General features: G+C 74.3%; 16 protein-coding genes. 6 read left to right on the top strand and 10 right to left on the bottom strand.

The features are described 5' to 3' along the window. Positions 1–99 precede the first annotated feature (99 nt). Positions 100–825: a DUF6227 family protein gene (locus EIZ62_RS19155; protein ID WP_425281882.1), complete on the top strand. Its 726-nt coding sequence runs from the start codon at positions 100–102 to the stop codon at positions 823–825. Between the two features lie 114 nt (positions 826–939). On the opposite strand, the gene EIZ62_RS19150 is transcribed toward EIZ62_RS19155, so the two are convergent. After that, positions 940–2,502 carry an MFS transporter gene (locus EIZ62_RS19150; protein ID WP_156693877.1) on the bottom strand — a complete coding sequence of 521 codons (1,563 nt, stop codon included), beginning with the start codon at positions 2,500–2,502 and terminating at the stop codon, positions 940–942. A gap of 62 nt (positions 2,503–2,564) precedes the next feature. On the opposite strand from EIZ62_RS19150, the gene EIZ62_RS19145 reads away from it, so the two are divergent. Next, positions 2,565–3,539, top strand: a complete 975-nt coding sequence (locus EIZ62_RS19145; protein WP_156693876.1) for a helix-turn-helix transcriptional regulator — start codon at positions 2,565–2,567, stop codon at positions 3,537–3,539. 294 nt (positions 3,540–3,833) lie between these two features. Here the strand turns inward: EIZ62_RS19145 and EIZ62_RS19140 are convergent, their stop codons facing one another. Then, positions 3,834–4,835: a sigma-70 family RNA polymerase sigma factor gene (locus EIZ62_RS19140; RefSeq protein ID WP_156693875.1), complete on the bottom strand. Its 1,002-nt coding sequence runs from the start codon at positions 4,833–4,835 to the stop codon at positions 3,834–3,836. A 295-nt stretch (positions 4,836–5,130) separates the two neighbouring features. Continuing rightward, complete coding sequence (locus EIZ62_RS19135; RefSeq protein ID WP_167536396.1) at positions 5,131–5,976, bottom strand: dioxygenase family protein; 846 nt, start codon at positions 5,974–5,976, stop codon at positions 5,131–5,133. 113 nt (positions 5,977–6,089) lie between these two features. On the opposite strand from EIZ62_RS19135, the gene EIZ62_RS19130 reads away from it, so the two are divergent. Further along, the gene (locus EIZ62_RS19130; RefSeq protein ID WP_156693874.1) at positions 6,090–6,602 is read left to right on the top strand and encodes a MarR family winged helix-turn-helix transcriptional regulator; all 513 of its coding nucleotides are present in this window, start codon (positions 6,090–6,092) and stop codon (positions 6,600–6,602) included. A 26-nt stretch (positions 6,603–6,628) separates the two neighbouring features. Here EIZ62_RS19130 and EIZ62_RS19125 read toward each other — a convergent pair whose 3' ends face one another. The 5 genes from EIZ62_RS19125 to EIZ62_RS19105 all read right to left on the bottom strand — a co-directional run bounded on the left by EIZ62_RS19125 (position 6,629) and on the right by EIZ62_RS19105 (position 11,622). Further along, positions 6,629–7,699: a YeiH family protein gene (locus EIZ62_RS19125; RefSeq protein WP_156693873.1), complete on the bottom strand. Its 1,071-nt coding sequence runs from the start codon at positions 7,697–7,699 to the stop codon at positions 6,629–6,631. Further along, the gene (locus EIZ62_RS19120; protein WP_156693872.1) at positions 7,699–8,259 is read right to left on the bottom strand and encodes a cysteine dioxygenase family protein; all 561 of its coding nucleotides are present in this window, start codon (positions 8,257–8,259) and stop codon (positions 7,699–7,701) included. Before EIZ62_RS19120 ends, EIZ62_RS19125 begins: the two co-directional genes overlap by 1 nt. Before the next feature lie 86 nt (positions 8,260–8,345). Further along, positions 8,346–9,251 carry a LysR family transcriptional regulator gene (locus tag EIZ62_RS19115; RefSeq protein WP_156693871.1) on the bottom strand — a complete coding sequence of 302 codons (906 nt, stop codon included), beginning with the start codon at positions 9,249–9,251 and terminating at the stop codon, positions 8,346–8,348. Positions 9,252–9,354: 103 nt separating this feature from the next. Further along, positions 9,355–10,899 carry an MFS transporter gene (locus EIZ62_RS19110; protein WP_156693870.1) on the bottom strand — a complete coding sequence of 515 codons (1,545 nt, stop codon included), beginning with the start codon at positions 10,897–10,899 and terminating at the stop codon, positions 9,355–9,357. A 57-nt stretch (positions 10,900–10,956) separates the two neighbouring features. Further along, the gene (locus tag EIZ62_RS19105; protein ID WP_244375804.1) at positions 10,957–11,622 is read right to left on the bottom strand and encodes a TetR/AcrR family transcriptional regulator; all 666 of its coding nucleotides are present in this window, start codon (positions 11,620–11,622) and stop codon (positions 10,957–10,959) included. A 245-nt stretch (positions 11,623–11,867) separates the two neighbouring features. On the opposite strand from EIZ62_RS19105, the gene EIZ62_RS19100 reads away from it, so the two are divergent. Then, the gene (locus EIZ62_RS19100) at positions 11,868–13,151 is read left to right on the top strand and encodes a M6 family metalloprotease domain-containing protein (protein WP_156693868.1); all 1,284 of its coding nucleotides are present in this window, start codon (positions 11,868–11,870) and stop codon (positions 13,149–13,151) included. A gap of 103 nt (positions 13,152–13,254) precedes the next feature. Here the strand turns inward: EIZ62_RS19100 and EIZ62_RS19095 are convergent, their stop codons facing one another. Further along, positions 13,255–14,943, bottom strand: coding sequence for a class I adenylate-forming enzyme family protein (locus EIZ62_RS19095; protein ID WP_244375802.1), 1,689 nt, complete (start codon positions 14,941–14,943; stop codon positions 13,255–13,257). Positions 14,944–15,191: 248 nt separating this feature from the next. Further along, complete coding sequence (locus EIZ62_RS19090) at positions 15,192–15,812, bottom strand: ScbR family autoregulator-binding transcription factor (protein ID WP_167536395.1); 621 nt, start codon at positions 15,810–15,812, stop codon at positions 15,192–15,194. Positions 15,813–16,121: 309 nt separating this feature from the next. Here EIZ62_RS19090 and EIZ62_RS19085 point away from each other — a divergent pair, with 309 nt between their 5' ends. Both EIZ62_RS19085 and EIZ62_RS19080 read left to right on the top strand, forming a co-directional pair. Beyond that, on the top strand, positions 16,122–19,262 hold the full coding sequence (locus tag EIZ62_RS19085; RefSeq protein ID WP_156693865.1) for a non-ribosomal peptide synthetase: 3,141 nt from the start codon (positions 16,122–16,124) through the stop codon (positions 19,260–19,262). 47 nt (positions 19,263–19,309) lie between these two features. Further along, positions 19,310–25,843: a non-ribosomal peptide synthetase gene (locus EIZ62_RS19080; RefSeq protein WP_156693864.1), complete on the top strand. Its 6,534-nt coding sequence runs from the start codon at positions 19,310–19,312 to the stop codon at positions 25,841–25,843. Positions 25,844–25,889: the final 46 nt, after the last annotated feature.

The raw sequence follows: 25,889 nt of genomic DNA, 5'->3' as shown, positions 1-25,889 counted from the left end.
CGTTGTCAGACCCAGGCACTACCTTAAGCAAGCATCGAGTGACACGCGGCGACGGCCTGGAGACCCCTCTTGAACGTTCCGAACGACGAGACGACCGAGATGCACGTCGAGCGCCTCCTGGGGCGGGCGCTGAACTCCTTCGACCTGCCCGACGCACTGGTCGAGCGACTGGATTCCGCGCTGGCGCACGCCAGTTCGCTGCACTCGTCGCACCACAGCGCGGCGCTCCACCGGACGACCCACCGGCACACGTTCCTGCTGGCCGACGCCTCGTCGCTGACGCTGTGGGAGGTGGTGCACAACGCCGGGAGGGACGGCGCCGAGCAGCACGAGCTGTACGCGGAGGAGAGCGAGGCACGGCTCGCCGCCTCCCGCCTGACGGCCGGCTTCCCCGACCCGGAGGACGAGCTGGGCGAGGACCTCGACGCGGACCTGGAGCTGCTGGGCGCGCTGATGGCCAGGCCCGCGGCCCCGGCACCGCTGATGTACGTGCCGGACCGCTCGGCGGACCACGCCCGCCGGGTGCTGCGCCGCGCGGAGAACGAGGACCGGCCGGGCGAGGCGGTGGCGGCGCGGCTCCGGGGCGCGTTCGCCCACCACATCCGCCAGGTCTTCGGCCGGCAGTGCGGCGTGGCGGGCAGGGACGCCGGTTTCGCGCTGTACGAGCACGCGTTCCTGCTGCTGGACGGCAGCGAGATGAGCGTCTGGGAGGTCGAGCACACGGCGACGCCGGACGGTCGGCACATGTGCGAGGTGTACGAGGACGAGCACGTCGCCCGCGCGGCGATGGAGCGCCGCGCGCAGGTGCGGGGCCGGGTGCGTTGACCGGTCCGTGGCGGGCCGGCGCCGTCTCCGTACCCGTACCCGTACCGGTAACCGAAGGGCCCGGCTCGCGGGATCGGATCGATCCGGCGGGCCGGGCCCTCGGTCAGGCGGGGTTCAGGCGGTGAACGCGGGCTGCGCCTCCTCGGCCGGCGCTTCGGCCGGTGCGTCGCCGGCGGTCGCCGCCTCGCCCTCCAGGTGCTGCTTGGGCCGTCCCGGCAGCGCGAACATCACGGCGAAGATCACGCCGAGGACCGCGACGACCCACCACAGGGAGCCCTGGAAGGCGTCCGCGAACGCGGTCCCGACCTCGCCGGGCGCGAGCCGCTTCTCGTCGATCACCCCGAAGAAGACCACCGACACCAGGCCGAGGCCCAGCGCCGTGCCCATCTGCCCGGTGGTGTTGATCAGTCCGGACGCCGAACCGGCGTGTTCGCGCGGCACGTCCGACAGCACGGCGTCCGTCAGCGGCGCCACGATCAGCCCCATGCCCACGCCCATCACGATCAGCGGCGCGGCCATCTGCCAGGGCTCGATGCCGGTGCCGTACCGCCCGGCCTCCCAGATGTAGAGGAGCACACCGGCGACCATCGTCAGCGCACCGGCCTGGAGCACCTTGCGCCCGAAGCGCGGGACCAGCTTCTGCACCGACATCCCGGCCGCCGCGGACACGGCGATGGAGAACGGCACACCGGTCAGGCCGGCCTTCAGCGGGCTCCAGCCCAGGCCGATCTGCATGTACAGCGTCCAGACGAGGAAGAAGATGCCCATCACGACCCCGAAGGTGAGCTGCACCGCGATGCCCGCCGCGAAGCTCTTCACGCGGAACAGCGACAGCTCGACCAGCGGGGAGCCGTCCTTGCGCGTCTTGTACCTCTCGTACGCCACGAAGACGCCGAACACGACCGGGCTGGCCAGCATGCAGACGTGACCCCACAGCGGCCAGTCCAGCTCACGGCCGCGCGTCAGCGGGTAGATCAGCATCAGCAGCCCGAGCGTGACCAGCGCGACGCCGACCAGATCCAGCCGCATCGCCTTGTCCGCACGCGACTCGGTGATGTACTTCCGGCCCAGGATCAGCCCCGCGACCCCGACCGGCAGGTTGATCAGGAAGATCGGCCGCCACTCCAGCCCGAACAGGTTCCACTGGGTCAGCAGCGCGCCCAGCAGCGGACCGGAGACGGCCCCGAGCCCCACCACCGCGCCGAACATCCCGAACACCTTGCCGCGCTCGTGCGCCGGGAACGTGACGTGGATGATCGCCAGCACCTGCGGGACCATCAGCGCGGCCATCGCGCCCTGAAGCAGCCGGGAGGCGACCAGCATCTCGGAGTTCGCGGCGAGACCGCAGAGGGCGGAGGCGACGGTGAACCCGGCGATGCCGACCAGGAAGAGCCGCTTGCGGCCGTAGATGTCGCCCAGGCGACCGCCGGTGATGAGCCCGGCGGCGAAGGCCAGCGCGTAGCCGGCGGTCACCCACTGGATGGCGCCGAACGACGCCGACAGGTCACGCTCGATGCTGGGGATGGCGATGTTGACGATGGTGACGTCGACGAGGTCCATGAACGCGGCGGTCATGACGATGGCGAGCGCCAGCCATCGCCGCCGGTCGGCCGCCACCGGCGTGCTGCCGGTGGCACCGGTGGTGCCGGTGGTGCTGTGGGTGGTGGAGGAGGTCATACCGAAAATCTATTGGTCATATAGGCCAGATCATGTCCTAGTGGGGGCGCATCCTGGGAAACATGACGGACACCCCGGCACGACTCCTGAATCTGCTGTCCCTCCTCCAGACGCCGCGCGAATGGCCGGGCACCGAGCTGGCCGACCGGCTGCACGTCAGTCCGCGCACCATCCGCCGCGACATCGACCGGCTGCGCGACCTGGGGTACCCGGTCGAGGCGACCCGCGGCGCGGTCGGCGGGTACCGGCTGGTGGCCGGCGCCGCGATGCCGCCGCTGCTGCTGGACGACGAGGAGGCGGTCGCCATCGCCGTGGGGCTGCGCGCCGGGGCGGGCCACGCCATCGAGGGCGTGGAGGAGGCGGCCGTACGGGCGCTGGCCAAGCTGGAGCAGGTGCTCCCGGCGCGGCTGCGGCACCGGGTCGCCACCCTCCAGAACGCGACGATCCCGCTGACGCGCGGCGACGGCGCGACGGTCGCGCCCTCCACGCTGACCACGCTCGCGGCCGCGGTCACCGCCCACGAGCGGCTGCGGTTCGGCTACCGCGCGGGCGACGGGGCGGAGAGCAGGCGGCTGGTCGAGCCCTACCGCCTGGTGTCGACCGGGCACCGCTGGTACCTGGTGGCCTACGACCTGGAGCGCGAGGACTGGCGGACGTTCCGCGTCGACCGGGTGTCCGAGCCGTTCGCGACCGGCGCCCGGTTCGCCCCGCGCGAGCTCCCGGCGGCGGACGCGGCCGAGATGCTGTCGCACTCGGCGTCACGGGCGCAGCCGGAGCACGACGTGGACGTCACCTTCGCGGCGCCGGCGGAGTTCGTGACCGCCCGCCTGCCCTCGAACCTCACGCCCGCGCCCACGCCCACCGGCCCCGGCACCTGCCGGCTGCGCGCCCGGTCGGCGGACTCGGTGGAGTGGCTGGCGCTGCGGCTGGCGCTGGTCGACTGCGAGTTCACGGTGCACGGCCCGGACGCCCTGGCCTCCTACGTGCACAGCCTCGGCGCCCGCCTGACCCGCTCGGTGACGCCCCCGGCCCCCTGACCGGCGCGCGCCACCCCGGGCGGGGGCGCCTTGACCCGGTGGGCCCGCCGCGAGCCCCGGCGCGCCGCCCCGGTGCGGGCCGGCCCGGGTGCCTTGCTCGGTGGGGCGCCGGCGGCGGGCGCGGCCGCATGTGACCCGGGGCGGGTCGCACACGGTACGGCGACGGCCCCCGCCCGCGGCGGGAGCCGGAGTCGGGGCCGGTGAGCCCGGGCCAGGGCACCGGGGGGGACCCGCCGGCGCCGCAGCGCCCCGGGCGACCGGCAGCCGTCGCGGCCCGCCCCGCGGCCCCGCCCGTCAGGCCGCCGCGTCGAAGCCCGTGTCGCGGGCCATGCGCTTGAGTTCGAGGAGCGCGTGCTTCTCGATCTGGCGGATGCGCTCGCGGGTCAGGCCGTGCTCCTTGCCGACCTCGGTCAGGGTGCGCTCGCGGCCGTCCTCGATGCCGTACCGCATGCGGATGATCGACGCCGTGCGGTTGTCGAGCTTGCCGATCAGGTCGTCCAGTTCCTCGCTGCGCAGCAGCGTCAGGACGGACTGCTCGGGCGACACCGCAGAGGTGTCCTCCAGGAGGTCGCCGAACTGGGTCTCGCCCGCGTCGTCCACGGACATGTTGAGCGACACCGGGTCGCGTGCCCAGTCCAGGACGTCGATGACCCGGTCCGGGTTGGAGCCGAGTTCGGCGGCGACCTCCGCGGGCTCCGGGTCACGGCCGTGCTCGCGGTTGAACTCGCGCTGCACGCGCCGGATCCGGCCCAGCTCCTCCACCAGGTGGACGGGGAGGCGGATGGTGCGGGACTGGTCGGCGATCGACCGGGTGATGGCCTGGCGGATCCACCACGTCGCGTACGTGGAGAACTTGAAGCCCTTGGTGTAGTCGAACTTCTCCACCGCGCGCACCAGGCCCGCGTTGCCCTCCTGGATGAGGTCGAGCAGCGGCAGGCCGCTGCGCGGGTACCGGCGGGCGACCGCCACCACGAGACGCAGGTTCGACCGGATGAAGACGTCCTTGGCGCGCTCGCCCTCGGCGACCAGGCGCTCCAGCTCCTCGCGGGACGCGCCCGCGGCCTCGGAGTCCACGTCGCCGTCGAGGATCTGCCGGGCGTACACACCCGCCTCGATGGTCTGGGACAGCTCGACCTCCTTGGCGGCGTCGAGCAGGGGCGTGCGCGCGATCTCGTCGAGGTACATGCCGACCAGGTCGCGGTCGGCGATCTCCCCGCCCACGGCGCGAACGCTGCTTGCCCGGTCGGTGGTCCCACCGGTGGCGGACTGACGACGGGCGACGGCACGGGTTGCCATGCGAGCTCCCTTGCTGAGTAGGTGTCGCGACACCCTCCCGGGTGCCCTGCATCCGACGGAAACAACGACTGGAAACCGGACAGAATTCCCATGACGTCCGTCGATTTCGCTGATCTTGCAGTACCCTGTCGCGCCGCCGAGGGTGGACACGTACCGCGCGACGGCGAAGAGGTGCAGGTCAGACCGGGCGCGGGAGGGGGATCCCGCCGCCCCCGCGGGCATCGGCGACCGCGAGGTCCGTGAGACGGCCGTCACACACGGACCGGTTTCACGCTCCTACCCGTCAAGACGGCTTTCACCGCCCGCTGGTTGCCCGCGCCCCCTGGACACCGCCGAACTGCACGGACCGCTTCGCGAGCCCCATCCAGAACCCGTCGATGACGCTGCGCCCGCCGTCGAGGTCGCCGGCCGCGTCGGCGGCGCCCAGGGTGACGAACAGGGGGGCGAAGTGTTCGGTACGGGGGTGGGCGAGCGCCCCGGCGGGTGAGGCGTGCGCGAAGTCGAGCAGCGCGTCCACGTCCCCGCCCTCCAGCGCCCGCCGCCCCCAGTCGTCGAACTCCGCCGACCAGCCGGGGACGCCGCCGTGCCGGAGCGCGGCCAGGTTGTGGGTGAAGAACCCGCTGCCGACGATCAGTACGCCCTCGTCGCGCAGCGGCGCCAGCCTGCGCCCGACGTCCATGAGCCGGACCGGGTCGAGGGTGGGCAGGGACATCTGGAGGACGGGGACGCCGGCATCCGGGTACATCTCGACGAGCGGGACGTACGCCCCGTGGTCCAGGCCCCGGTCGGGCAGGTCCTGCACCGGGGTGCCGGGTGCGCGCAGGAGCCCCCGGACCGCTTCGGCGAGCGCGGGTGCGCCGGGCGCCGGGTAGCGGACGCGGTAGTAGTGCTCGGGGAAGCCCCAGAAGTCGTACACGAGCGGGGCGGTCCGGGTGGCACCGAGCGCCAGTGGGGCCTCCTCCCAGTGGGCGGAGACCATCAGGATCGCGGCCGGCCGCGGCAGCGAGGCGGACCAGGCGGCGAGCTGCGCGGGCCAGAGCGGGTCGTCCGCGAGCGGCGGCGCGCCGTGGGAGAGGTACAGGGCGGGCATCCGCCCGGCGGCGGGTCCGGAGGGCTGGGGGTGTTCGGTGAAGGCGGTCATCGCTGCGGCTCCCGGCGTGCGCTTCCATCCTACTTACTTGAACATTCAAGCAGGCTCGAACACCACCGTATCGACCCTTTGTTCAACTTTCAAGAAGCCTTTAGAGTGGATACATGGATACGGCAACCAACGGCGGAGCCGAGCAGCCGCGGTGGCTCAGTGACGACGAACAGCGGGTGTGGCGGGCGTACCGGCAGGCCACCACCCTGCTGGAGGACCATCTCGACCGGCAGCTCCAGCGCGACGCCGGGATGCCGCACATCTACTACGGCCTGCTCGTCCAGCTCTCCCAGGCGCCGCGCCGCCGCATGCGGATGACCGAGCTCGCCAAGGACGCCAAGATCACCCGCTCCCGGCTGTCGCACGCCGTGGCCCGCCTGGAGAAGAGCGGCTGGGTGCGGCGCGAGGACTGCCCCTCCGACAAGCGCGGCCAGAACGCCTGCCTGACGGACGAGGGGTACGAGGTGCTGAGGCGGAGCGCGCCCGGCCACGTCACCGCCGTGCGCCAGGCGCTGTTCGACCGGCTCAGCCCCGAACAGGTCGCCCAGCTCGGCGAGATCATGCGGCTCATGGCCGAGGGCCTCCAGCCCGCCGGCCCGGACGCCGACCTGCCCTGGCTGCGCTGACCCCCCTCGGCCCCCGCGCGGCGGTGCTACGCCGTCAGCAGGACGCCCGCGTACGACACCGCGGCGATCAGCACCCACGCCGTCAGTCCCAGCACCGCGACCCGCGCCCCGGTGCGGGACAGCGTCGGCAGGTGCACCGCGCTGCCCAGGCCGAACAGGGCGGCGGCCAGCAGCAGTTCCTGGGCGGTACCGGCGGCCTCCAGAGCCGGCGCGGGCAGCCACCCGGTCGTACGCAGCGCCACCATGAGCAGGAACCCGGCGACGAACAGCGGCACGAACGGCGGACGCCGGTCCCGCTCCGTGCCGCGCACCTCCACGCCCGGCCCCCGCGCGGCGCCCCGCCCCCGCCGCCGCGCCGCCACCACCAGTGCCGCGACCAGGGGCGCCAGCAGCGCGACCCGCATCAGCTTGACCAGCACCGCCTCGCCGAGCGCGGCGGGCCCCGCGGTCTGGGCGGCCGCGACGACCTGGCCCACGTCGTGCACGCCCGCCCCGACCCAGCGCCCGAACTGCGCGTCGGTCAGGCCCAGCGGGCCGTGCAGCAGCGGGAGTACGGCGATGGCGAGCGTGCCGCACAGGGTCACCAGGGCGACCGACGCGGCGGCGTCGTCCTCGTCGCTGTCCCGCACCGCGCTCACCGCGCCGATCGCCGACGCGCCGCAGATGGCGTACCCGGTGGCGATGAGCGCCGGCTGGTCGCCCGGCAGTCCGAGGCGGCGCCCGAGCCACCACGTACCGCCCAGGGTGGCGGCCACGACGGCGAGCACCATGGCGACCGTCCGCCAGCCGAGGCCCAGGACGTCCCCGAGACTCAGCTTCAGCCCGAGCAGGACGACCCCGACGCGCATCAGGCGCTTGGCCGCCAGCGTCAGGCCCGGCTTGCAGCGGCCCCGGACCCGGGCGCGCAGCCACGGCGTGTGGGCGGCGGCGACGCCCAGGACGACGGCGGCGGTGAGTACGGGGACGGCGGGCACCAGGAGGTGCGCCAGCCACGCCACGCCCACCCCGGCCGCGGCGAGCGCCAGACCGGGCGCGGGCCCCGGGCCGGCCCGGCGGCCCGCGGCGAGCGGACGGACCCTTGCGCCGACGAGCGCCATCAGCGGTCCGCGGGCAGGCGGTAGATGCGCCGGACGCTGGTGCCCAGGCGCGTGATGTCGGCGCCGTAGACGTGCAGCGACAGCGCGGTTCCCGTGCCGCCGTTGCGTACGGAGTGGATGTCGCCGGGCGGGGCGAGGGCGGCGACCTCGCCCGGCCCGTTCACGACGTCGCCGGTGGCGAGCAGCCGCGCGGAGGTGCCGTCCGGGACGAGCTGGTAGCGGCGTTCGTGCTCCTCGCCCTGGTGGACGCCGGCCGCGCACCAGGCGACGTGGTCGTGGATCGGGGTGCGCTGGCCGGGCAGCCAGACGATGGCGACGACGGAGAAGCCACCGTCGGGCTCGGCGTGCAGGACGTGCTGGCGGTAGTGGTCGGGGTCGCCCTCGCACTGCGCCGGGGTGAGCAGGTCGGGCGCGCCGAGGTGCGGGGCGAGGCGTTCGCCGACCAGCCGGGCGGTCGGCTCCGGCGGCAGGCCGCGGTCGACGATCTCGCGGGTCCGGGCGACGAGGTCACGCAGGCGTTCGGTGGTCGGGCCGGCAGCGGCAACGGGGGTCGTCGTCATGGCGGCAGCGTCCGCCCGGCCGACCCATCACGTCCAAGGAGGGTTCTTTGGCGGGAGGCGAAGAAACACTTATGGATGCGGTGGGGTCAGCAGCCGACGCGCGACTCGGCCACCGCGACGATCTGGTCGAGCATGAGGGCCGTGGCGGGTATCCGGAGGTGGTCGCGCAGGACGTACGCGTACACCTGGCGGCGTGTGTGCGGCTCGACGATACGCCCGGCGACCTTGTCGTGGCAGAGGAACGACAGGACGAGCGCGGGCACCATGGCGATGCCGACGCCCGCGGCCACCAGGCTCTGCATCACCAGGTTGTCGTCCGTGGTGCAGGCGATGTCCGGGCTGAACCCGGCCTCGGCGCAGGCGTGCAGGAAGTTGGCGTTGCAGCGCGCGCAGCCGGCGATCCACCGCTCGTGCGCCAGGTCCGCCAGGTGCACGCCGCGGCGGCGGGCCAGTGGGTGGCGGGTGGGCAGGAGCACCGTCAGCGGGTCCTCCAGCAGCCTGAACTCGTCGAGTTCGGGGGGCACGTCGACCCGCAGGCCCGGGTAGCTGAAGGCCAGGGTGATGTCGCACTCGCCGCGGGCGACCATCCGCAGCGACTCGGGCGGCTCGCTCTCCACCAGCTCGACCCGGACTCCCGGGTGTTCGGCCGCCATCCGGGCCATCGCCTCGGGCAGGATCGTCGCGCCCGCGCTGGGGAAGGCGCACACCCGCACCCGGCCGGAGCGCAACCGCGCTATGGCGTCGATCTGCTCCTGGGCGACGGCCAGGCTGTCGAGGATCGTCCCGCTGTGCCGGGTGAGGGCCTCCCCCGCCTCGGTCAGCCGCAGGCCGCGCCCGACGCGGGTGAACAGCGGGGTGCCGACGTCCCGTTCCAGCGCCTTCATCTGCTGGCTGACGGCCGGCTGGGTGTACCCGAGGGCGCGGGCGGCCGCCGTATAGGAACCGGTCCTGACCACTTCATGGAAGGTCTTGATGTACCGGGAGTCGAACACAGTCGGAAGCATAAGCAGAAATTGGGGTACGCACAGGGGCCGCGTACGGGCGGGGGGCGCCCCCGCCACGACCGGCGGGGGCGCCCCTCGGGGTACGGACGCGTCAGTGCGCGACGACCGGGACGCGCACCTCGTCCTCGGCGCCGCCGGAGGCGACGGGCTGCGAACCGGCGCCCGGGCGGCCCGTGTTGATGAAGGTGACCGCGATCGCCGCGGACACCAGCAGGATGCCGACCGCCCACCAGATGGCGGCGGAGTAGCCCTCCACCATGCCCTGGAGCTGGAGCAGCTTCTGCGCCTGCGGCGAGGTCGCGGCGGCCGCGTGGTCGGTGAGGTACGCGGTGGTCGCGGACGCGGCGATGGTGTTGAGCAGCGCCGTACCGATGGCGCCGCCGACCTGCTGCGAGGTGTTCACCATCGCGGACGCCACTCCGGAGTCCCGGGCCTCGACGCCGTGCGTGGCGAGGGACATGGCCGGCATGAAGGCGGTGCCCATGCCGAGGCCCAGCAGGAGCTGCGCGGGCAGGATGAGCCCGGCGTACGACGAGTCCACCTCCAGCTGCGTCAGCAGCAGCATGCCGGTGGCGGCGGCCAGGAAGCCGGGGCCCATCAGCAGCCGGGGCGGCACGCGGGTCATCAGGCGGGCACCGATCTGCGTGGAGCCTGTGATCATTCCGGCGATCATCGGCAGGAAGGCGAACCCGGTCCTGACCGGCGAGAAGCCCTTGACGACCTGGAGGTAGTAGGTGAGGAACAGGAACAGGCCGAACATCGCGATGATCGCGAGCCCGAGGGAGAGGTAGACACCGCCGCGGTTGCGCTCGGTGAGCACCCGCAGCGGCAGCAGCGGCGACTTCACCCTGGCCTCGACGGCCAGGAACGCGGCGAGCAGCACGGCGGAGGCGACGAACAGGCCGATGGTGCTGGTGTCGGACCAGCCGTGGGACTCGGCGCGGGTGAAGCCGTACACCAGGGAGACCAGTCCGAGGGTGGACAGCACGACGCCCGGGACGTCGAGCGGCGAGCGGTTGCGGCCACCGGCCGGCTCACGGATCACGAGCCAGGCGCCCACGGCCGCGATCACGGCGAAGGGGATGTTGACGTAGAACGTCCAGCGCCAGTCGAGGTATTCGGTGAGGACGCCGCCGAGGATCAGGCCCACGGCGCCGCCGCCACCGGCGATCGCGCCGTAGATGCCGAACGCCTTGGCGCGCTCCTTGCCGTCGGTGAACATCACGGCCAGCAGGGACAGCGCGGCGGGCGCCAGCAGCGCGCCGAAGGCGCCCTGGAGGGCGCGCGAGCCGAGCATCATCGCCTCACCGGTGGCCGCGCCGCCCAGCGCGGACGCCGCGGCGAAGCCGAGCAGGCCGACGACGAAGGTGCGCTTGCGGCCCCACAGGTCGGCGATGCGGCCGCCGAACAGCAGCAGACCGCCGAAGGCGAGGGCGTACGCGGTGATGACCCACTGCCGGTTGCCGTCCGAGATCCCCAGATCCTGCTGGGCGGAGGGCAGCGCGATGTTCACGATCGTCGCGTCGAGCACGACCATCAGCTGGGCCAGGGCTATGAAGACCAGCGCTTTCCAGCGGCTGGGATCGGGGCCGGTCGTGGTGGCGGGACCGGCGGGGCCGGAGGTCTTGTCGGGCATGGGGCAGCACCTAAGGGCTCGTGCGGGTGGTGGGAAGTCGGTGTCGTCCTCGGAGGCTCAGGGCTCGCGCCGCAGGTCCTCCAGGGTCGCGGCCGTGCCGGGCAGCTCGGAGCGCGCGGGCGCCTCCAGGCCGTCCAGGAACAGCTGGAGGTGGCGGTGGACGAAGCGGTCGAAGTTCGGGCAGGCGGAGCCCGGCAGGGGCCGGGTGAGCTGGGACAGGCCGACCAGCAGGTCACCCACGGCGACGTCGGTGCGCATCCGGCCGGCCTCCTGCGCCCGGGCGAAGAGCGTCTGCACGGCGTCCTCCAGGCGCCCGCGCTCGGCGAGCAGTTCGGGGTGGTCCCGGTCGAAGGCGCCGGAGAGCAGCGGGCACAGGGCGCCGATCCGCTCGTCGGCGGCGGCGTGGGTGAAGCGGCGCAGCGCCTCGAAGGCGTCTGCCTCGTCGGTGGCCGCCTCCAGGGCGCTCTCGGTGGTGCGGGACAGGACGGAGAGGACGACCTCGTGGACCAGGGCGGCCCGGTCGGGGAAGTGCCGGTAGAGGGTGGCGTTGCCGACGCCGGCCCGGCGGGCGACCTCGTCGAAGGGCACGTCGGCCCCGAGCTCGACGAACATCTCGCGGGCCGCCGTCACGATCCGTTCGCGGTTGCGCAGGGCGTCCGCCCGGGGACGGGACGCGCGCGTACCGGTGCCGGTGCCGGTGCTCGTGCTCGTGCTCGTCGTCACGGTCCACTTCCTCTCTCCACGCACAACCGGGGACGAGTTCCCCGCTTCCTGCGACACAGGGGTAAACGGGGAGCGCATCCCCGGTTAGTCCCGCTTCCCCTGTGAGCCGCGTCACTCACCCTTCCGGCGAGTAACCCACGATCGGCCGCATCCGGCGGGCGCCCCCACCCGGCCCGGCAGAGGCTGATCGGACGGAGAGCGATCGGACCCGGCCGACCGCCGCCGACCGAAGGCGATCAGCACGTATGCAGCAGACCCGCCGGCGGATACGCAGACCGGTCGCCCTCGGCGCGGCCGTCACCACCCTCGCCCTGGCCGGCCTCGCCACGGCGAGCTCGAGCCTCCCGGGCCCGTCCCGCGCCTCCGCCGGCCCGGTCGCCGCCCGTTCCGCCGCCGACGACGCGGGCCTCGCGCCCTGCCGGATCACGGCCGCCCTGGGCGTCCAGCTGTCGGAGGGCATACCCACGGGCCCGGGCTACGCCCGCTCGACGGGCGACGTCCGGGCCCTGACCCTGATGGTCGACTTCCCCGACGCCCCCGGCGAGGGCCCGGCGATGAGCCGGTTCGCCGAGTTCTTCCCGCAGACCACCGACTGGTTCCGCACCAGCTCCTACGGCCGGATGCGCTACCGCCCCGAGGCGCCGCTGCCGGACTGGCTGCGGATGCCGATGCCGTTCGACTCGTACGGGATCGACCGCGGCTCCCCCTACGAGCCGGGCTACCGGCGGCTCGTCCAGGACATCGTCACCGCCGCCGACCCGAAGGTCGACTTCGCCGACTACGACCTGGTCAACGTCCTGGTCACGCCCAACGCCGGCCCCTCCGCCCTGGACACCGTCCTGTCCGTCACCTTCTCCGGCAACGGCGAGGCCCCGCACGCGGACGGCGCGCCGCTCGCCAACACCTCGTTCGTCTACAGCCGCCAGGACGACGGTTCGGGCACCTACCACGAGACGGGCTTCCGGGTCCTGCCGCACGAGAACGGCCACGTCTTCGGGCTGCCCGACCTCTACACGGCCGAGGGCGGCGGCGCCGTGGGGCACTGGGACATCATGTCCGAGGACTGGGGGGCCAACAACGACTTCCTGGGCTGGCACAAGTGGAAGCTCGGCTGGCTCGACAACGGCCAGGTGCGCTGCGCCTCCGCGTCCGGCACCCGCGAGTACACGCTCACCCCGCTGGCCGCCAGGGGCGGCGCGAAGCTCGCCTTCGTCCCGCTCACCCCGGAGTCCGGGTACGCGGTGGAGGTCCGCACCCGGGAGGGCAACGACGAGGCGGTGTGCGAGCCGGGGGTGCTGATCTACCACGTCGAGTCCGACGTGGACACCGGGCACGGCCCGGTCACGGTCGTGGACAGCGACCGCGACAGCGGGGGCTGCACGCGGCGGCCGAACGTGCACGCCGAGCTGTCGGACGCCCCCTACCGCCCCGGCGAGTCCTTCACCGACCCCGAGAGCGGCGTACGGATCACCGTGCTGTCCGAGGACCCCGAGTCCGGCGCCTACCGGATCCGCGTCACCCGGGCCTGATCGCCCCGGTGCCGCCCGCACCCGGCATCCGGCCGGAGGGGCCGTGCCGGAGGGGCCCCGACCGTACCCACCGGCGGAATCCGCACGACCCGCACCCGCACCACTACCCCGCCGCGGGCAGCCCCGCCCGTACCGTGTCGCGCAGCTCCCGCTTGAGCACCTTGCCCGTCGCGTTCCTGGGCAGCGGCTCCCGCTGGACGAGGACGTGCGCCGGCACCTTGAAGGCCGCGAGGCCGCGCGCCACGTGCGCCCGCAGCTCGTCCGCCCCGGCCGCCGCGCCCTCGCGCAGCCGCACCACGGCCGCGACCTCCTCGCCCAGCCGGGGGTGGGGGACGCCGAGCACGGCCGCGTCCACCACGTCGGGGTGGCCGTACAGCGCGGCCTCGACCTCCCCGCAGTACACGTTCTCGCCGCCCCGGATCACCATGTCCTTCAGCCGGTCGACGACGCTGACCCGGCCGTCGCGCACGATGGCGAGGTCACCGGTGCGCAGCCAGCCGTCCGGGGTGAACGCCGTCGCCGTCGCCGCCGGGTCCTGCCAGTAGCCGCGTACCAGGGACTGGCCGCGCAGCCACAGCTCGCCCACCTCGCCGTCGGGCAGGGGCCGGCCGTCCGGGGCGGCGATCCGCACCTCGGTGACCGGGGTGGGCCGCCCCACGCTGCCGGGGAAGCTCCGGTAGGACGCTCCGAAGTTGGCCAGGACGCCGCCGCTGGTCTCGGTGAGCCCGTAGCCGTTGCGGGGCTCGACGCCCTCGGGGCAGCGGGCGACCAGGCCGGGCGGTGCGGCGGCGCCTCCGGTGTTGAGGCTGGTCAGCGTCCCGAGGCCGGAGTCGCCGGCCAGGTCCAGGAGGTGGAGCGCGGTGGTGGGCACGCCCGCGTAGTGCGTGACGCCGTGCTCGTGGATGAGCTCCAGGGCCCGCGCGGCGTCCCACTTGCGCATCAGCACCAGCGTGCCGCCCGCCGCCATCACGGAGTAGAACGACGTGAACGCGGCGACGTGGAAGAACGGGAACGTGGTCAGCGACACGGGCGCCGGGCCCGTCCCGGGGATCTCCCCGCGTTCCAGCGCGGCGACGGCCGCGTGGTAGCGCGGGTTCATCGCCGCGCCCGCCTGGGCGAGGTGCGTGGCGACCGCACCCTTGGGCCGCCCGGTCGTGCCGGACGTGTAGATGATGGTGGCGTCGTCGCCGGGCCGGACCTCCACGTCCGGCGGGCCGAGCGCGGGGTCGGCGGGGGGCAGGTCCTCGTACCGCTCGAACCCCTCCTCCGCGTCGCCGTGGAAGACCAGCCCCGGCACCCGCCGGAGGCGCGCCCAGTCCCGTACGCGCTCGACGCGCTCACCGTCGACGAGCAGCACGCGCGGCCGGCAGTCGTCGAGGGCGTGGCGGAACTCGTCCTCGGTCCACCAGGCGTTGAGGGGCACGGCGACGAGTCCGGCCAACTGAACGGCCCAGAAGGCGATCTGCCACTCGGGGTGGTTGCGCATCGCGACGACGGCCCGGTCGCCGGGGCGCAGCCCGTACACGTCGGTGAAGCGCCGGGCGAGCGCGCAGGCGGCGGCGAAGAACTCCCCGTAGGTGTACGTCCGCCGGTCGGCGACGAGGAACGGCCGCTCGCCGTACGCCCAGGTGGCCTCCACGAACTCCCGCAGGGTGCGCGGCCCTTCGGCGTAGACGGGCCGTCCGTCGTCGTCCGGCACGACGGCGAAGGGCGCTCCGGGCGCGGTGAGCACCGCGGCGGAACGCGCGGCGGGGGCCGCCGGGTGGGGCGTGGACGGATCGGGGTGCGGCACGATCGCCTCTTCCTAAGCGCTTGCTCAGTCCTCCGGGTGACGCTATGCGTCCCGGCCGCGCCCCGTCAAGGTCCGTGTATCGGCCACTTATCCCGGCCGGGCGCCGGTGCGCCGGGTCCAGCCAGGATCGCACCGCGTCCAGCCCGGGTCCGCGCCGGCCGCGACCGGGCCGAGCCGCGTCCAGCCCGGATCCACCCGCGTCCGCCCCCGGCTCGTGCGTGACACGGCGTCCGTGCCCGGCCGGCGGCTCATGCCGCGGTCGCCAGGACGGGCCGCACGACGCTCCACATGCGGGCCAGCCACTCCTGCGCCGTCTCGCGCGGTGCGGCGAGCCCCTCACCGAAGGCCATGTCGGCGCGCGTGCGCGCCATCGTCTCCGCGCCCACGATCACCGACATGACGAGCGCGGCGGCGGAGCGGGCGTCGGCCCCGGGGAGCGCCGTCCCGTCGGCCTCCGCCCGGCGCAGGGCGTGGAAGAGACTGCCGAGCCAGTTGACGTGGCAGTGGAGGGCCGGGTCCTCGGGGGTCTCCAGCTCGCGCGCGAGGCGCACCCCGGCCCGGGTGACGACGTCGCTCTCCAGCAGCCCGACGAGGGTGTACGTCATGTCGACCACCGACTGGAAGGCCGGCCCGGGGCGCTCGGCGCAGACCCGCAGGGCCGCGCCGGACGTGGCGCACGCCTCGACCTGCACGGCGCGGGCCAGTTCGGACTTGGCGGCGAAGTGGAACGACAGCGCGCCCTTGGTGACCTGGGCGTGATCGCTGATCACCGCGAGGGTGGCGCGCTCGTACCCGACCTGGTCGAACACCGCGGCGGCTGAGCGAATCAGATTCGCCCTGGTCCGCTCGGCCCTCTCCTGCTTCGCCACAGCCCCACCCCTCTCGCCGCAACGACAGTAGAAACCAACCTCTTGGTTTGTCAACGGGGCGCAAAAGCACCGGCGATTCGGCTTGATCCCCGCCCGATAGGCCAGTTTGCCACCACGAGGCCGAGTCAAACAAACCACCTACGCGGTTCTCTTACTGCCAGATGGCTCACACATGACGGATCGCCACCCGGCGGCCGGGGAGACCGAGTTGGCAAAGTGGCGCCCGCGGGAGTCGCGGGGCGCAGAAAAATACAGAACGCTCCCTATTGTTTTCGGTGTCATACGTACCGCCGGAGGTAGGGACCGCCCATGCCAGATCACCGTCCATCCCCTCTCGACCAGCGCATGGACCAGCTCTTCACCGAACAGGCCGAACGGACCCCGGACGCACCCGCCCTGGTGCACGGCGAGCAGCGGCTGACGTACGGCGAACTCCTGGACCGGGCCCGGGGCGTGGCCGGGCGGCTCCGGTCCCTCGGGGTGGAGGACGAGACGCTCGTCGCGCTGGCCTTCCCCCGCTCCGTGGACGCGGTCGTCGCGATGCTCGGCGTCGTCCTCGCCCGGGGCGCCTACCTCCCCGTCAACCCGGCCTTCCCCGCCGAGCGGATCGCCCGCCTCCTCGACGACGCCCGCCCGCCCCTGGTGCTCTGCGGGCCCGGCACGCCCGGCGATCTCGCGGGCGCCGTCCCCGACGGGACCCGGCTGCTCGAACTCGGGGAGCTGGAGGCCCTGACGGCGGCCGCGCCGCCCGACGCCCCCGGAGAGCCCGGGGACGGCTCGCCCCTCGCGTACGTGATGTACACCTCCGGCTCCACCGGCCGCCCCAAGGGCGTCATGGTCGAGCACGCCGGGGTCGTACGGCTCGTCCGCGACGCCGACTGGTTCGACTTCTCGGACCGCCACCGCTTCCTGCTCACCGGCGCCCTGGAGTTCGACGCCGCCACCTTCGAGATCTGGGGCGCGCTCCTCAACGGCGCCGTCCTGCACCTCGTCGACCAGGACGTCCTGCTCACCCCCGCCCGGCTCAAGGCGGCCCTGCGCGAGGCGGGGACGACCGTCCTGTGGCTCACCGCGCCCCTGTTCAACCAGCTCGTCGACGAGGACCCCACGCTCTTCGCCGGGCTGGAGACCCTCCTGGTCGGCGGCGACGTGCTCTCCTGCCGCCACATCGCGCTGCTCCGCGCCGCCTGCCCGCGGCTGCGCGTCCTCAACGGCTACGGGCCCACCGAGAACACCACGTTCACGACCGTGTTCCCCGTCGAACGCGACTACCGCACCGCCATCCCCATCGGCCGTCCCGTCAGCGGCACCACCGTCCAGGTCCTCGACGCGGAGGGCCGCCCGGTGGCGCCCGGCCAGGTCGGCGAGCTGTACACCGCCGGCCGCGGCCTCGCCCGCGGCTACCTGGGGCGGCCCGACCTCACCGCCGAACGGTTCGTCACCATCGGCGGCACCCTTCACTACCGCACCGGCGACCTGGTCAGCGCCGGCACCGACGGCGTGCTGTCCTTCCACGGCCGCACCGACGACCAGGTCAAGATCCGCGGCCACCGGGTCGAGGTCAAGGAGGTCACCACCGCCCTGCTGGAGACGGACGGCGTCCGCGACGCGCACACGGTCGTCACCGGAGACGGCACGGGCGCCGGAGACGGCACGGGCCGCCGGCTGGTGGCGTACGCCGTGCTCGACGGGCCCGCCGACGAGGACTCCGTACGCGCCGCCCTGCGCCGCGCGCTGCCCGGCTACCTGGTCCCCGACCGGGTCGTCGCCGTCCCCGCCCTCCCGCTGAACGCCAACGGCAAGGTCGACACCGCCCGGCTGCCGCGGCCCACCGCCCGCGAGGACCACCGCGAACCGCCCGTGCGCACCGCCCTGGAGGACCGCGTCGCCGGGCTGTGGGCCGACGTACTGCACCTGGACGCGGGCACGATCCACCCCGACGACGACTTCTTCGACCTCGGCGGCACGTCCATCACCGCCGGCGCGCTCGCCGGCCGCATCCACCGGGCGACCGGGGTGGCGCTCCCGCTCGCCCGGCTGTTCGCCGCCCGCACTCTGGCCGCCGTCGCACGGGAGGTGGCCGCGACCGAACCCACCGAACTCGCCCCCCTCCCCCACGACCCCGGGCGCCGCACCTCCGCCCTCCACCCCCAGCAGCGCGCCCTGTACGCCCTGTGGCGGACCGACCCGTCGTCGACCGCGTACAACATCCCCTTCCGGCTCGACGTCGCGCCCGGCCTGGACGCCGGGAGGCTGGCGGCGGCGCTCGGCGAACTCGTCGCCCGCCACGACGCGCTGCGCACCGGGTTCCGGCTGGACGCGGACGAGGTCCGCCAGGTCCACGCGCCCACCGCGGACGTCACGGTCGCCACCGCCGGCGCGGACGAGGTGCCCACCGACGCGGAGGCCCTGGAGCGGCTGGTGCGCCCCTTCGACCTGGAGCGGCCACCGCTGCTGCGCGCCCTGCTGGTGCCGGGCACCGACGGCGACCGGCTCTACCTGGACGCGCACCACATCGTCTTCGACGGGATGTCCCTCGCGGTCCTGGTCGAGGACCTCCTCGACCTGTACGCCGGGACCGCACCGCCGCCCCTGCCCACCGGGTACGGCGACGCGTCGCAGTGGTTCGCCGACCGCCTCGGCTCCGGGGCGCTCGACCCCGCCGAGCGGTACTGGCTCGACGTGTTCGCCGAACCCCCCGCCCCCCTCGGCGTCCGCCCCGACCGGCCGCGCCCGCCGGTGCGCCCGACGCGCGGCGGCGTGGTGCGCCGGCCGCTGGGCGCCGCCCGCGGCGACGCCGTCCGTGACAGCGCCTCGCGGCACGGCGTGACCGCGTTCGGCGTGCTCCTCACCGCGTACGCCGCCGCGCTCGGCCGGATCACCGGGCAGCGGGACCTGGTCGTCGGCTGCCCCATGAGCGGCCGCGCCCACCCCGACCTCGACCGGCTGGTCGGCATGTTCGTGAACACCGTGCCCCTGCGGCTGCGGCTGACGGACGAGGACCGGTTCGCCGACGTCCTGCGCCGCGCCGCCGGCCGGCACCAGGAGGCGCTGTGCCACCAGGACTACCCCTTCGAGCGGCTGGTCCGGCAGGTCGTCACGGAGCGGGACCCCTCGCGCAACCCGCTCTTCGACGCCTTCTTCGCCCTCCAGAACATCGGCTTCCACCGCTTCCGCGCGCACGGCCGGCGCGTCGAGGTCTCCCTGCTCCACCAGGGCACCTGCCGCTTCGACCTGAACCTCCAGGCGTACGAGCGGCCGGACGGCACGGTCCTCGAACTCGAGTACGCGACCGACCTGTTCGACCCGTCGTCGGCCGAGTTCCTGCTCGACCGGGTGGTCGCCGCGCTGGACGAACTCCTCCACCACCCGGACCGGCCGGTGTTCCCGCCCGCCGCCCCGCCCGCGCCGGCGGCGCCCGCCGCGACCGCCGCCACCTTCGCCTTCTGAACCGCTGAACCGCTGAACCGCTGAACCCGCCAGCCCAAGGACGGACCATGAGCAACGCCCTCGCACTCCAGTCGGCCCTCAACGCCCACCCCCACCAGCTGCGGTTCTGGCAGGAGCACCCCGCCGTGCTCGCCGAGCCGACCGTGCTCGTGCGCGACCACGCCCGCAGGCACACCGGCGCCCGCCCCGTCGTCACCCTGCCGCTGCCCGGCCGCGCCACCACCGCCGCCCGCGCCCTGACCGGCGGCGACCCGGCGCTGCTGCGGGTCCTCGGCGGCGCGGCCCTCGCCGTGCTCGCCGCCCGCGCCACCGACCGCGCCGACGTCACCGTCCTGCTGCCCGCCCCCGCGCGGGGCGTCGCCCTGCCGGTCGCCGCCGAGGTCCGCCCCGGCACCACCGGCCGGGACCTGCTCGGCGCGGTCCGCACCGCCTACCTGGAGGGCCTCGCGCACCTGGACATCCCGCTCGGCGCGTGGCTGGACGCCGAGGAGATACGGCCCGGCGACCTGATGCTGGCGCTCGATGGCGACCTCACCGGGCAGGACGCCGAAGAGCGCGGCTGCCCGCTCCTGTTCGCCCTGCGCACGACCGCGGAGGGCGGCCCGGACGAACTGGCGGTGTCCTACGACGCCCGGCTGTTCTCCGCCGCCACCGCCGAGCGGCTGGCCGCCGGCTTCGTCCGCGTCCTGGACGCGCTGCTCGCCGACCCGGCCCTGCCGGTGGGCCCGCTGCTCGCCCCGACCGACGCCGAACTCGACGCCGTCGCCACCCGGTTCAACGCGACCGACGCCCCGTTCCCGGCCGACCGCACCCTGCACGGCTTCCTGGAGGAGCGCGCCGCCGCCACCCCCGACGCCGTCGCCGTGGCCGACGGGCCGCTCACGTACGCCCAGCTGAACACGGCCGCCAACCGGCTGGCGCGCGTCCTGCGGGCCCGCGGGGTCGGCGCGGACGACGTCGTCGGCGTCTGCCTGCCCCGCTCGCCGGAGATGCTCGTGGCGGTGTACGCGGTGCTCAAGGCGGGCGGCGCCTACCTGCCGCTCGACCCGACCCTGCCGGCCAACCGGATCGCGTACATCCTCGAACACAGCGGCACCGGGCTGGTCCTGGCCGACGGTGGGACGGCGCCGGTCGTCCCGGCCGCCCCCGGGCGGGAGACGCTCCGTGTGGACGACCCGGCGATCGCCGCCCAGGACGGCACCGACCTGCCGGCCGTGAGCGGCCCCGGCCACCTCGCGTACGTCATCTACACCTCCGGCTCCACCGGCCGCCCCAAGGGCGTCATGGTCGAGCACCGGGCCATCGTCAACCGGCTGTGGTGGATGCAGCGCGCCCACCCGCTGGGCCCCGGTGACACGATCCTCCACAAGACGCCGTTCACCTTCGACGTCTCCGTGTGGGAGATCTTCTGGTGGTCGTTCGCGGGCGCGTCCGTGGTGACGCTGCCGAGCGGCGACGAGAGGAACCCGGAGCTGATCGCCCGGCGGATCGCCGAACACGGCGTCACCACCCTGCACTTCGTCCCCTCGATGCTGCACGCCTTCCTCCAGTACACCGCCGCCACCGGCGACGCACCGGAACTCACCTCGCTGCGCCGGGTGTTCGCCAGCGGTGAGGCGCTCGCCGTCACCCACGTCCAGGCCTTCACCCGGCACCTGGGCGCGCACGCCGACCTGGTCAACCTCTACGGGCCGACGGAGGCGGCCGTCGACGTCACCAGCCAGCCCTGCGCCGACATCGACACCACCCGTACCGTCCCCATCGGCCGCCCCATCGACAACATCCGCCTCTACGTCCGCACCAGGGACGGTGGCCAGGCCCCGGTCGGCACGCCCGGCGAGCTGTGCATCGCGGGCACCGGACTCGCCCGCGGCTACCTCAACGCCCCCGAGCTGACCGCGGAACGGTTCCTGCCGAACCCCTTCGAGCCCACCGGGCGCCTCTACCGCACCGGCGACCTGGCCCGCCGGCTCGACGACGGGACCATCGAGTACCTCGGCCGCATCGACACCCAGGTGAAGATCCGCGGCTACCGCATCGAGCTCGGCGAGATCGAGCACGTCGCCGCCGCCGCCCCGGGCGTCACCGACTGCGCCGTCACCACCCTGGAGGACGCGGCGGGCGACCGCTCCCTCGTCGCGTACGTCGTGCCCGGCGACGGCTACCGGGAGGACGCGCTGCGCGCCGCGCTCGCCGCGGAACTTCCCTCGTACATGGTCCCGCGGGCCCTCGTCGAGGTGCCCGCCATCCCGGTCAACCACAACGGCAAGCGGGACCTGAAGAGCCTGCCGCGGCCGGCCGCGGCCGGGTCCGCCGCCGGGCACGTCGCGCCCCGCACCCCGGTCGAGGAGACCCTCGCCGCGATCTGGGCGGACGTCCTGGGCACCGCGCGGATCGGCGTCCACGACAGCTTCTTCGCCCTGGGCGGCGACTCGATCAAGTTCATCGCGGTCCTCGCCCGGGCTCGCGCCGCCGGGCTCCACTTCACCTTCCAGGACCTGTTCGCCCACCCCACGGTCGCCGAGCTGGCCGCGCTGGCCGCCTCGGGCGGCGCCTCCGGCGGGCACGCCCCCGGCGAGGACCCCGACGGGCCGGACCGGGAGCCGTTCTCGCTCCTGACGGCCGCCGACCGGGACCTCCTGCCGGACGGGCTGGACGACGCCTACCCGATGTCACGGCTCCAGATGGGGCTCATCTACGAGGCGACCCGCAGCGACAGCGTCGGCATGTACCACGACATCCTCAGCTACCGGATCGACGACCGCGTCGACGTCGACACCTTCACCCGCGCGGTCACCGACGTCACCGCCCGGCACCCGGTGTTCCGCACCAGCTTCCACCTCGCCGGTTTCCACGAGCCGGTCCAGCTCGTGCACAGCCGGGTCCCCGCCCCGCTGACCGTGCACGACCTGCGCGGGCTCGCACCGCACGAGCAGGCCGACGCCCTCGACGCCTTCGCCGGCCGGGAACTGGCCGACGGCTTCGCGTACGGCACCCCTGACCTCGTACGCGTCCACCTGCACCTGCTCGCCGACGACGCCTACCAGTACTCGCTGAGCTACCACGACGCCGCCCTCGACGGGTGGAGCGTCAACACCATCCACCGCGACATCTTCACCACCTACTTCGCCCTCCTGGACGGCCGGGCGGCGGCCCCGACGGCGCCCCCGGCGCCCGGATCCGGGCCGTCCTACCGGGACTTCGTGGCGCTGGAGCGCGACGCCGTCGCCTCCGGCGAGCAGGCGCGGTTCTGGCAGCGGCTCCTCGACGGCGCGGAGAAGACGGCACTGCCCCGCCTGCCCGGCGCCGACACCGACGGGCCCGGCGTCCGCATCCACGACGTCACCCTGCCGCCCGGGCTGTCGGCGGCGGTCATCGCCACCGCCGGCCGGCTGCGCGTCCCGGTCAAGTCGCTGCTGCTCGCCGTGCACACCGCCGTCCTCGGGTTCGTCGCCGGCACGGACGACGTCCTCACCGGCTACGAGCACTCCGGCCGCCCCGAGGCGGAGGGCGGCGAGAGGCTCGCCGGGCTGTTCCTCAACACGGTGCCCTTCCGCGTCGGCCTCGCCGAGTCGCCCACCTGGGCCGGACTCGTACGGGCCGTCTACCGCGCCGAGACGGGCATGCTGCCGCACCGCCGCTACCCGATGGCCGAGATCAAGAAGGCGGCGGGCACCCAGGAGACCCTGTTCGAGACGGTCTTCAACTTCACCCACTTCCACGTCCTCAAGGACCTGTCCGAGCGGGACGGGTTCGGGCTGGTGCGGTCCGTCGTCAACGCCCAGACCGAGTTCCCCTTCCGCGCCGAGTTCTCCCAGGACGCGGTCACCGACGAGGTCCAGCTCAGCCTGCACTTCCACAGCGACGCGCACACCGCGGAGCACATCGCCCGCGTCGGCGGCTACTACCGGCGCGCCCTGGAGCAGCTCACCGCCGGCCCGGACGCCCCGCGCGACACCGCCGCCCTGCTCGGCGCCGACGAGCGGGCCCTGCTGCACGGCTTCGCCGGGCCCGTCCACGAGCTGCCCGAGGGCACGTTCGTCGACGCGTTCACCGACCAGGCCGCCCGCCACCCGGACCGCACCGCCCTGGTGCACGGCGCCCGGCGGCTCACCTACGCCGAGCTCGACGCCCGGTCGGAGCACCTCGCCGCCTGGTTCCGGGACCGGGGTGTCCGGCCCGGCGACGTCGTCACCACCGTCCTGCCGCGCGGTGTCACCTGGGCGGTCACCGTGCTGGCCCTGCTGAAGCTCGGCGCCGTGTACCTGCCGCAGGAGGCCGACCACCCGGTGGACCGGGTGGCGAAGGTGCTGCGCCGCGCCGACTGCCGGTACGTCGTCGCCGACGCCGCCACCGCGCCCCGCCACCGGGCCGCCCTGGCCGGGGCGGGCCTGACCGTGCGGGTACTCGTCCCCGACGAGGCAGGGGACTCCGACCCGGCCGGCACCCCCGGTGAGGCGGCCGTGCCGCGGCCCGGGCCCGCCGACCCCGCGTACCTGATCTTCACCTCGGGGTCCACCGGCGAACCGAAGGGCGCCCTGATCCGCCACTCCGGCATGCTCAACCACCTCCTGGCCAAGGTCGTCGACCTGGACCTCCGGCCCGGCGACCGGGTCGCCCAGATCGCCACCCAGTGCTTCGACATCTCCGTGTGGCAGCTCCTGGTCGCCTGGACGCGCGGCGCGTCCACCGTGATCTACACCCAGAACACCGTCGTCGACGTGCCCGGCTTCCTCCGCGCCGTCGCCGACGACCGGATCACCGTCCTCGAAGTGGTGCCGTCCTACCTGGACGCGCTGCTCACCGAGACGTCCCTGCGCCCCCGGCCCCTGCCCGACCTGCGGGTCAATCTGGTCACCGGCGAACCGCTGCCCCCGGCGCTCACCCACCGCTGGTTCGCCCAGTACCCGGACGTCCCGCTCGTCAACGCCTACGGGCCCACCGAGGCGTCCGACGACGTCACCCACCACCGTGTCGAGGCGCCCGTCGACGCCGTACGCGTCCCCGTCGGCCGGGCCGTCCTCAACACCGGCATCCACGTCGTGGGCCCCGACGACACCCTCCGGCCGCTCGGCAGCTACGGCGAGATCGTGGTGACCGGCGCGGGCGTCGGCCTCGGCTACGTCAACGACCCCGACCGCACCGCCGCCGCCTTCCGCCCCAACACCCTCGACGACCGCTCCGCGACCCTCTACCGCACCGGCGACATCGGCCGCTGGCTGCCCGGCGGGGTCCTGGACTGCGCGGGGCGCACCGACGACCAGGTGAAGGTGCGCGGCTACCGCATCGAGCTGTCCGAGATCGACAGCGCCGTCCAGCGGCTCGACGGCGTCACCGGAGCGGTCACCCTCGTCCGCACGGTGTCCGGCCAGAAGCGTCTCGTCACCTACTACACCGGGACCGCCGAGCCGGACCCGGCCGCCTTCCGGCACGGCCTGTCCGGGCTGCTGCCCGCCTACATGCACCCCGAGGCGCTGGTCCGGCTGGCCGAGTTCCCCCTCACCGCCAACGGCAAGACCGACCGCAAGGCCCTGGAACGCACCCAAGTCAGCGTGGACGAGCGGCCCTTCGAGGCACCGGCCACCGACGCGGAACGCGAGGTCGCCGCCCTGTTCGCCCGCGCCCTCGACACCGACCCGGCGACCGTGTCCGCGACCGGCAACTTCTTCGAGTCCGGCGGCCACTCCATCGCCGCCATGAAGGTCGCCGCGCTCTCCGACGGCCGGATCGCGCTGCGCGACCTGCTCGCCCACCCCACGCCCCGGCACCTGGCCCGCCTCCTCGCCGGGCCGGCCGGCGGCGACCGGCCGCTGCTGGTCGACCTGACCCGGGCGGCCGGCCTGGAGGTCGCCGACCCGGTGGCCACCGTCGTGTGCGTGCCGTTCGCGGGCGGCAGCGCCGTCAGCTACGTACCGCTCGCGCGGGAACTGGCGGCGGGCCGGGTCCGCGTCCTCGGCGCCGAACTGCCGGGGCGCACCCTGGCCGACGCCCGGCCGCGCGTCCCGGTCGAGCGGCTCGCCGCCGACCTGGCCGACGAGATCGCCGCGGACACCGGGACCGACGTGCCGGTCACGGTGCTGGGCCACTGCGCCGGCTCGGCCACCGGACTGCTCCTCGTGCCGGAACTGCGCCGCCGGGGCGTGGACGTCCGGGACCTGATGGTCGTCTCGAAGATCCTCAAGTCGACGGACTCGGCCGACCACACCTCCAACGAGGTCACCGGCATGACGGACGCGGCCGTGCTCGACTGGCTCGCCGACAACACCGGCCTCGACGACGTCCGGACCCTGTCCGCCCGCGAACGCGCCGACCTCGCCTCGTCGTTCCGGTACGACACGGTCGAGGCGACCCGCGGCTTCCGCCGGGCCCTGAAGGACCTCGCCAACCACCCGCTCGACCTGCCCGTCACGGTCGTCGTCGCCACCGACGACCCGCTGACCGGCGGACGCGCCGACGCCGCCGACACCTGGCGGGAGCTCGGACCGCGGGTCCGCACGGTCGTCACCGGACACGGCGGCCACTACCTCAACGTCACCCGGCCCGACCTGCTCGCCGGGCTGCTGCTCACCGACCGTCCCTGACCCCCGCCCCACCGGTGGCCGCGGCGCGACCCGCCGCGGCCACCTC

Origin of the sequence: Streptomyces ficellus, from assembly GCF_009739905.1 — a bacterium.
Taxonomy (GTDB): Bacteria; Actinomycetota; Actinomycetes; order Streptomycetales; family Streptomycetaceae; genus Streptomyces; species Streptomyces ficellus_A.
Note: the sequence above shows the minus strand (reverse complement) of the source record. Positions and strands in the feature narration are given on the sequence as shown.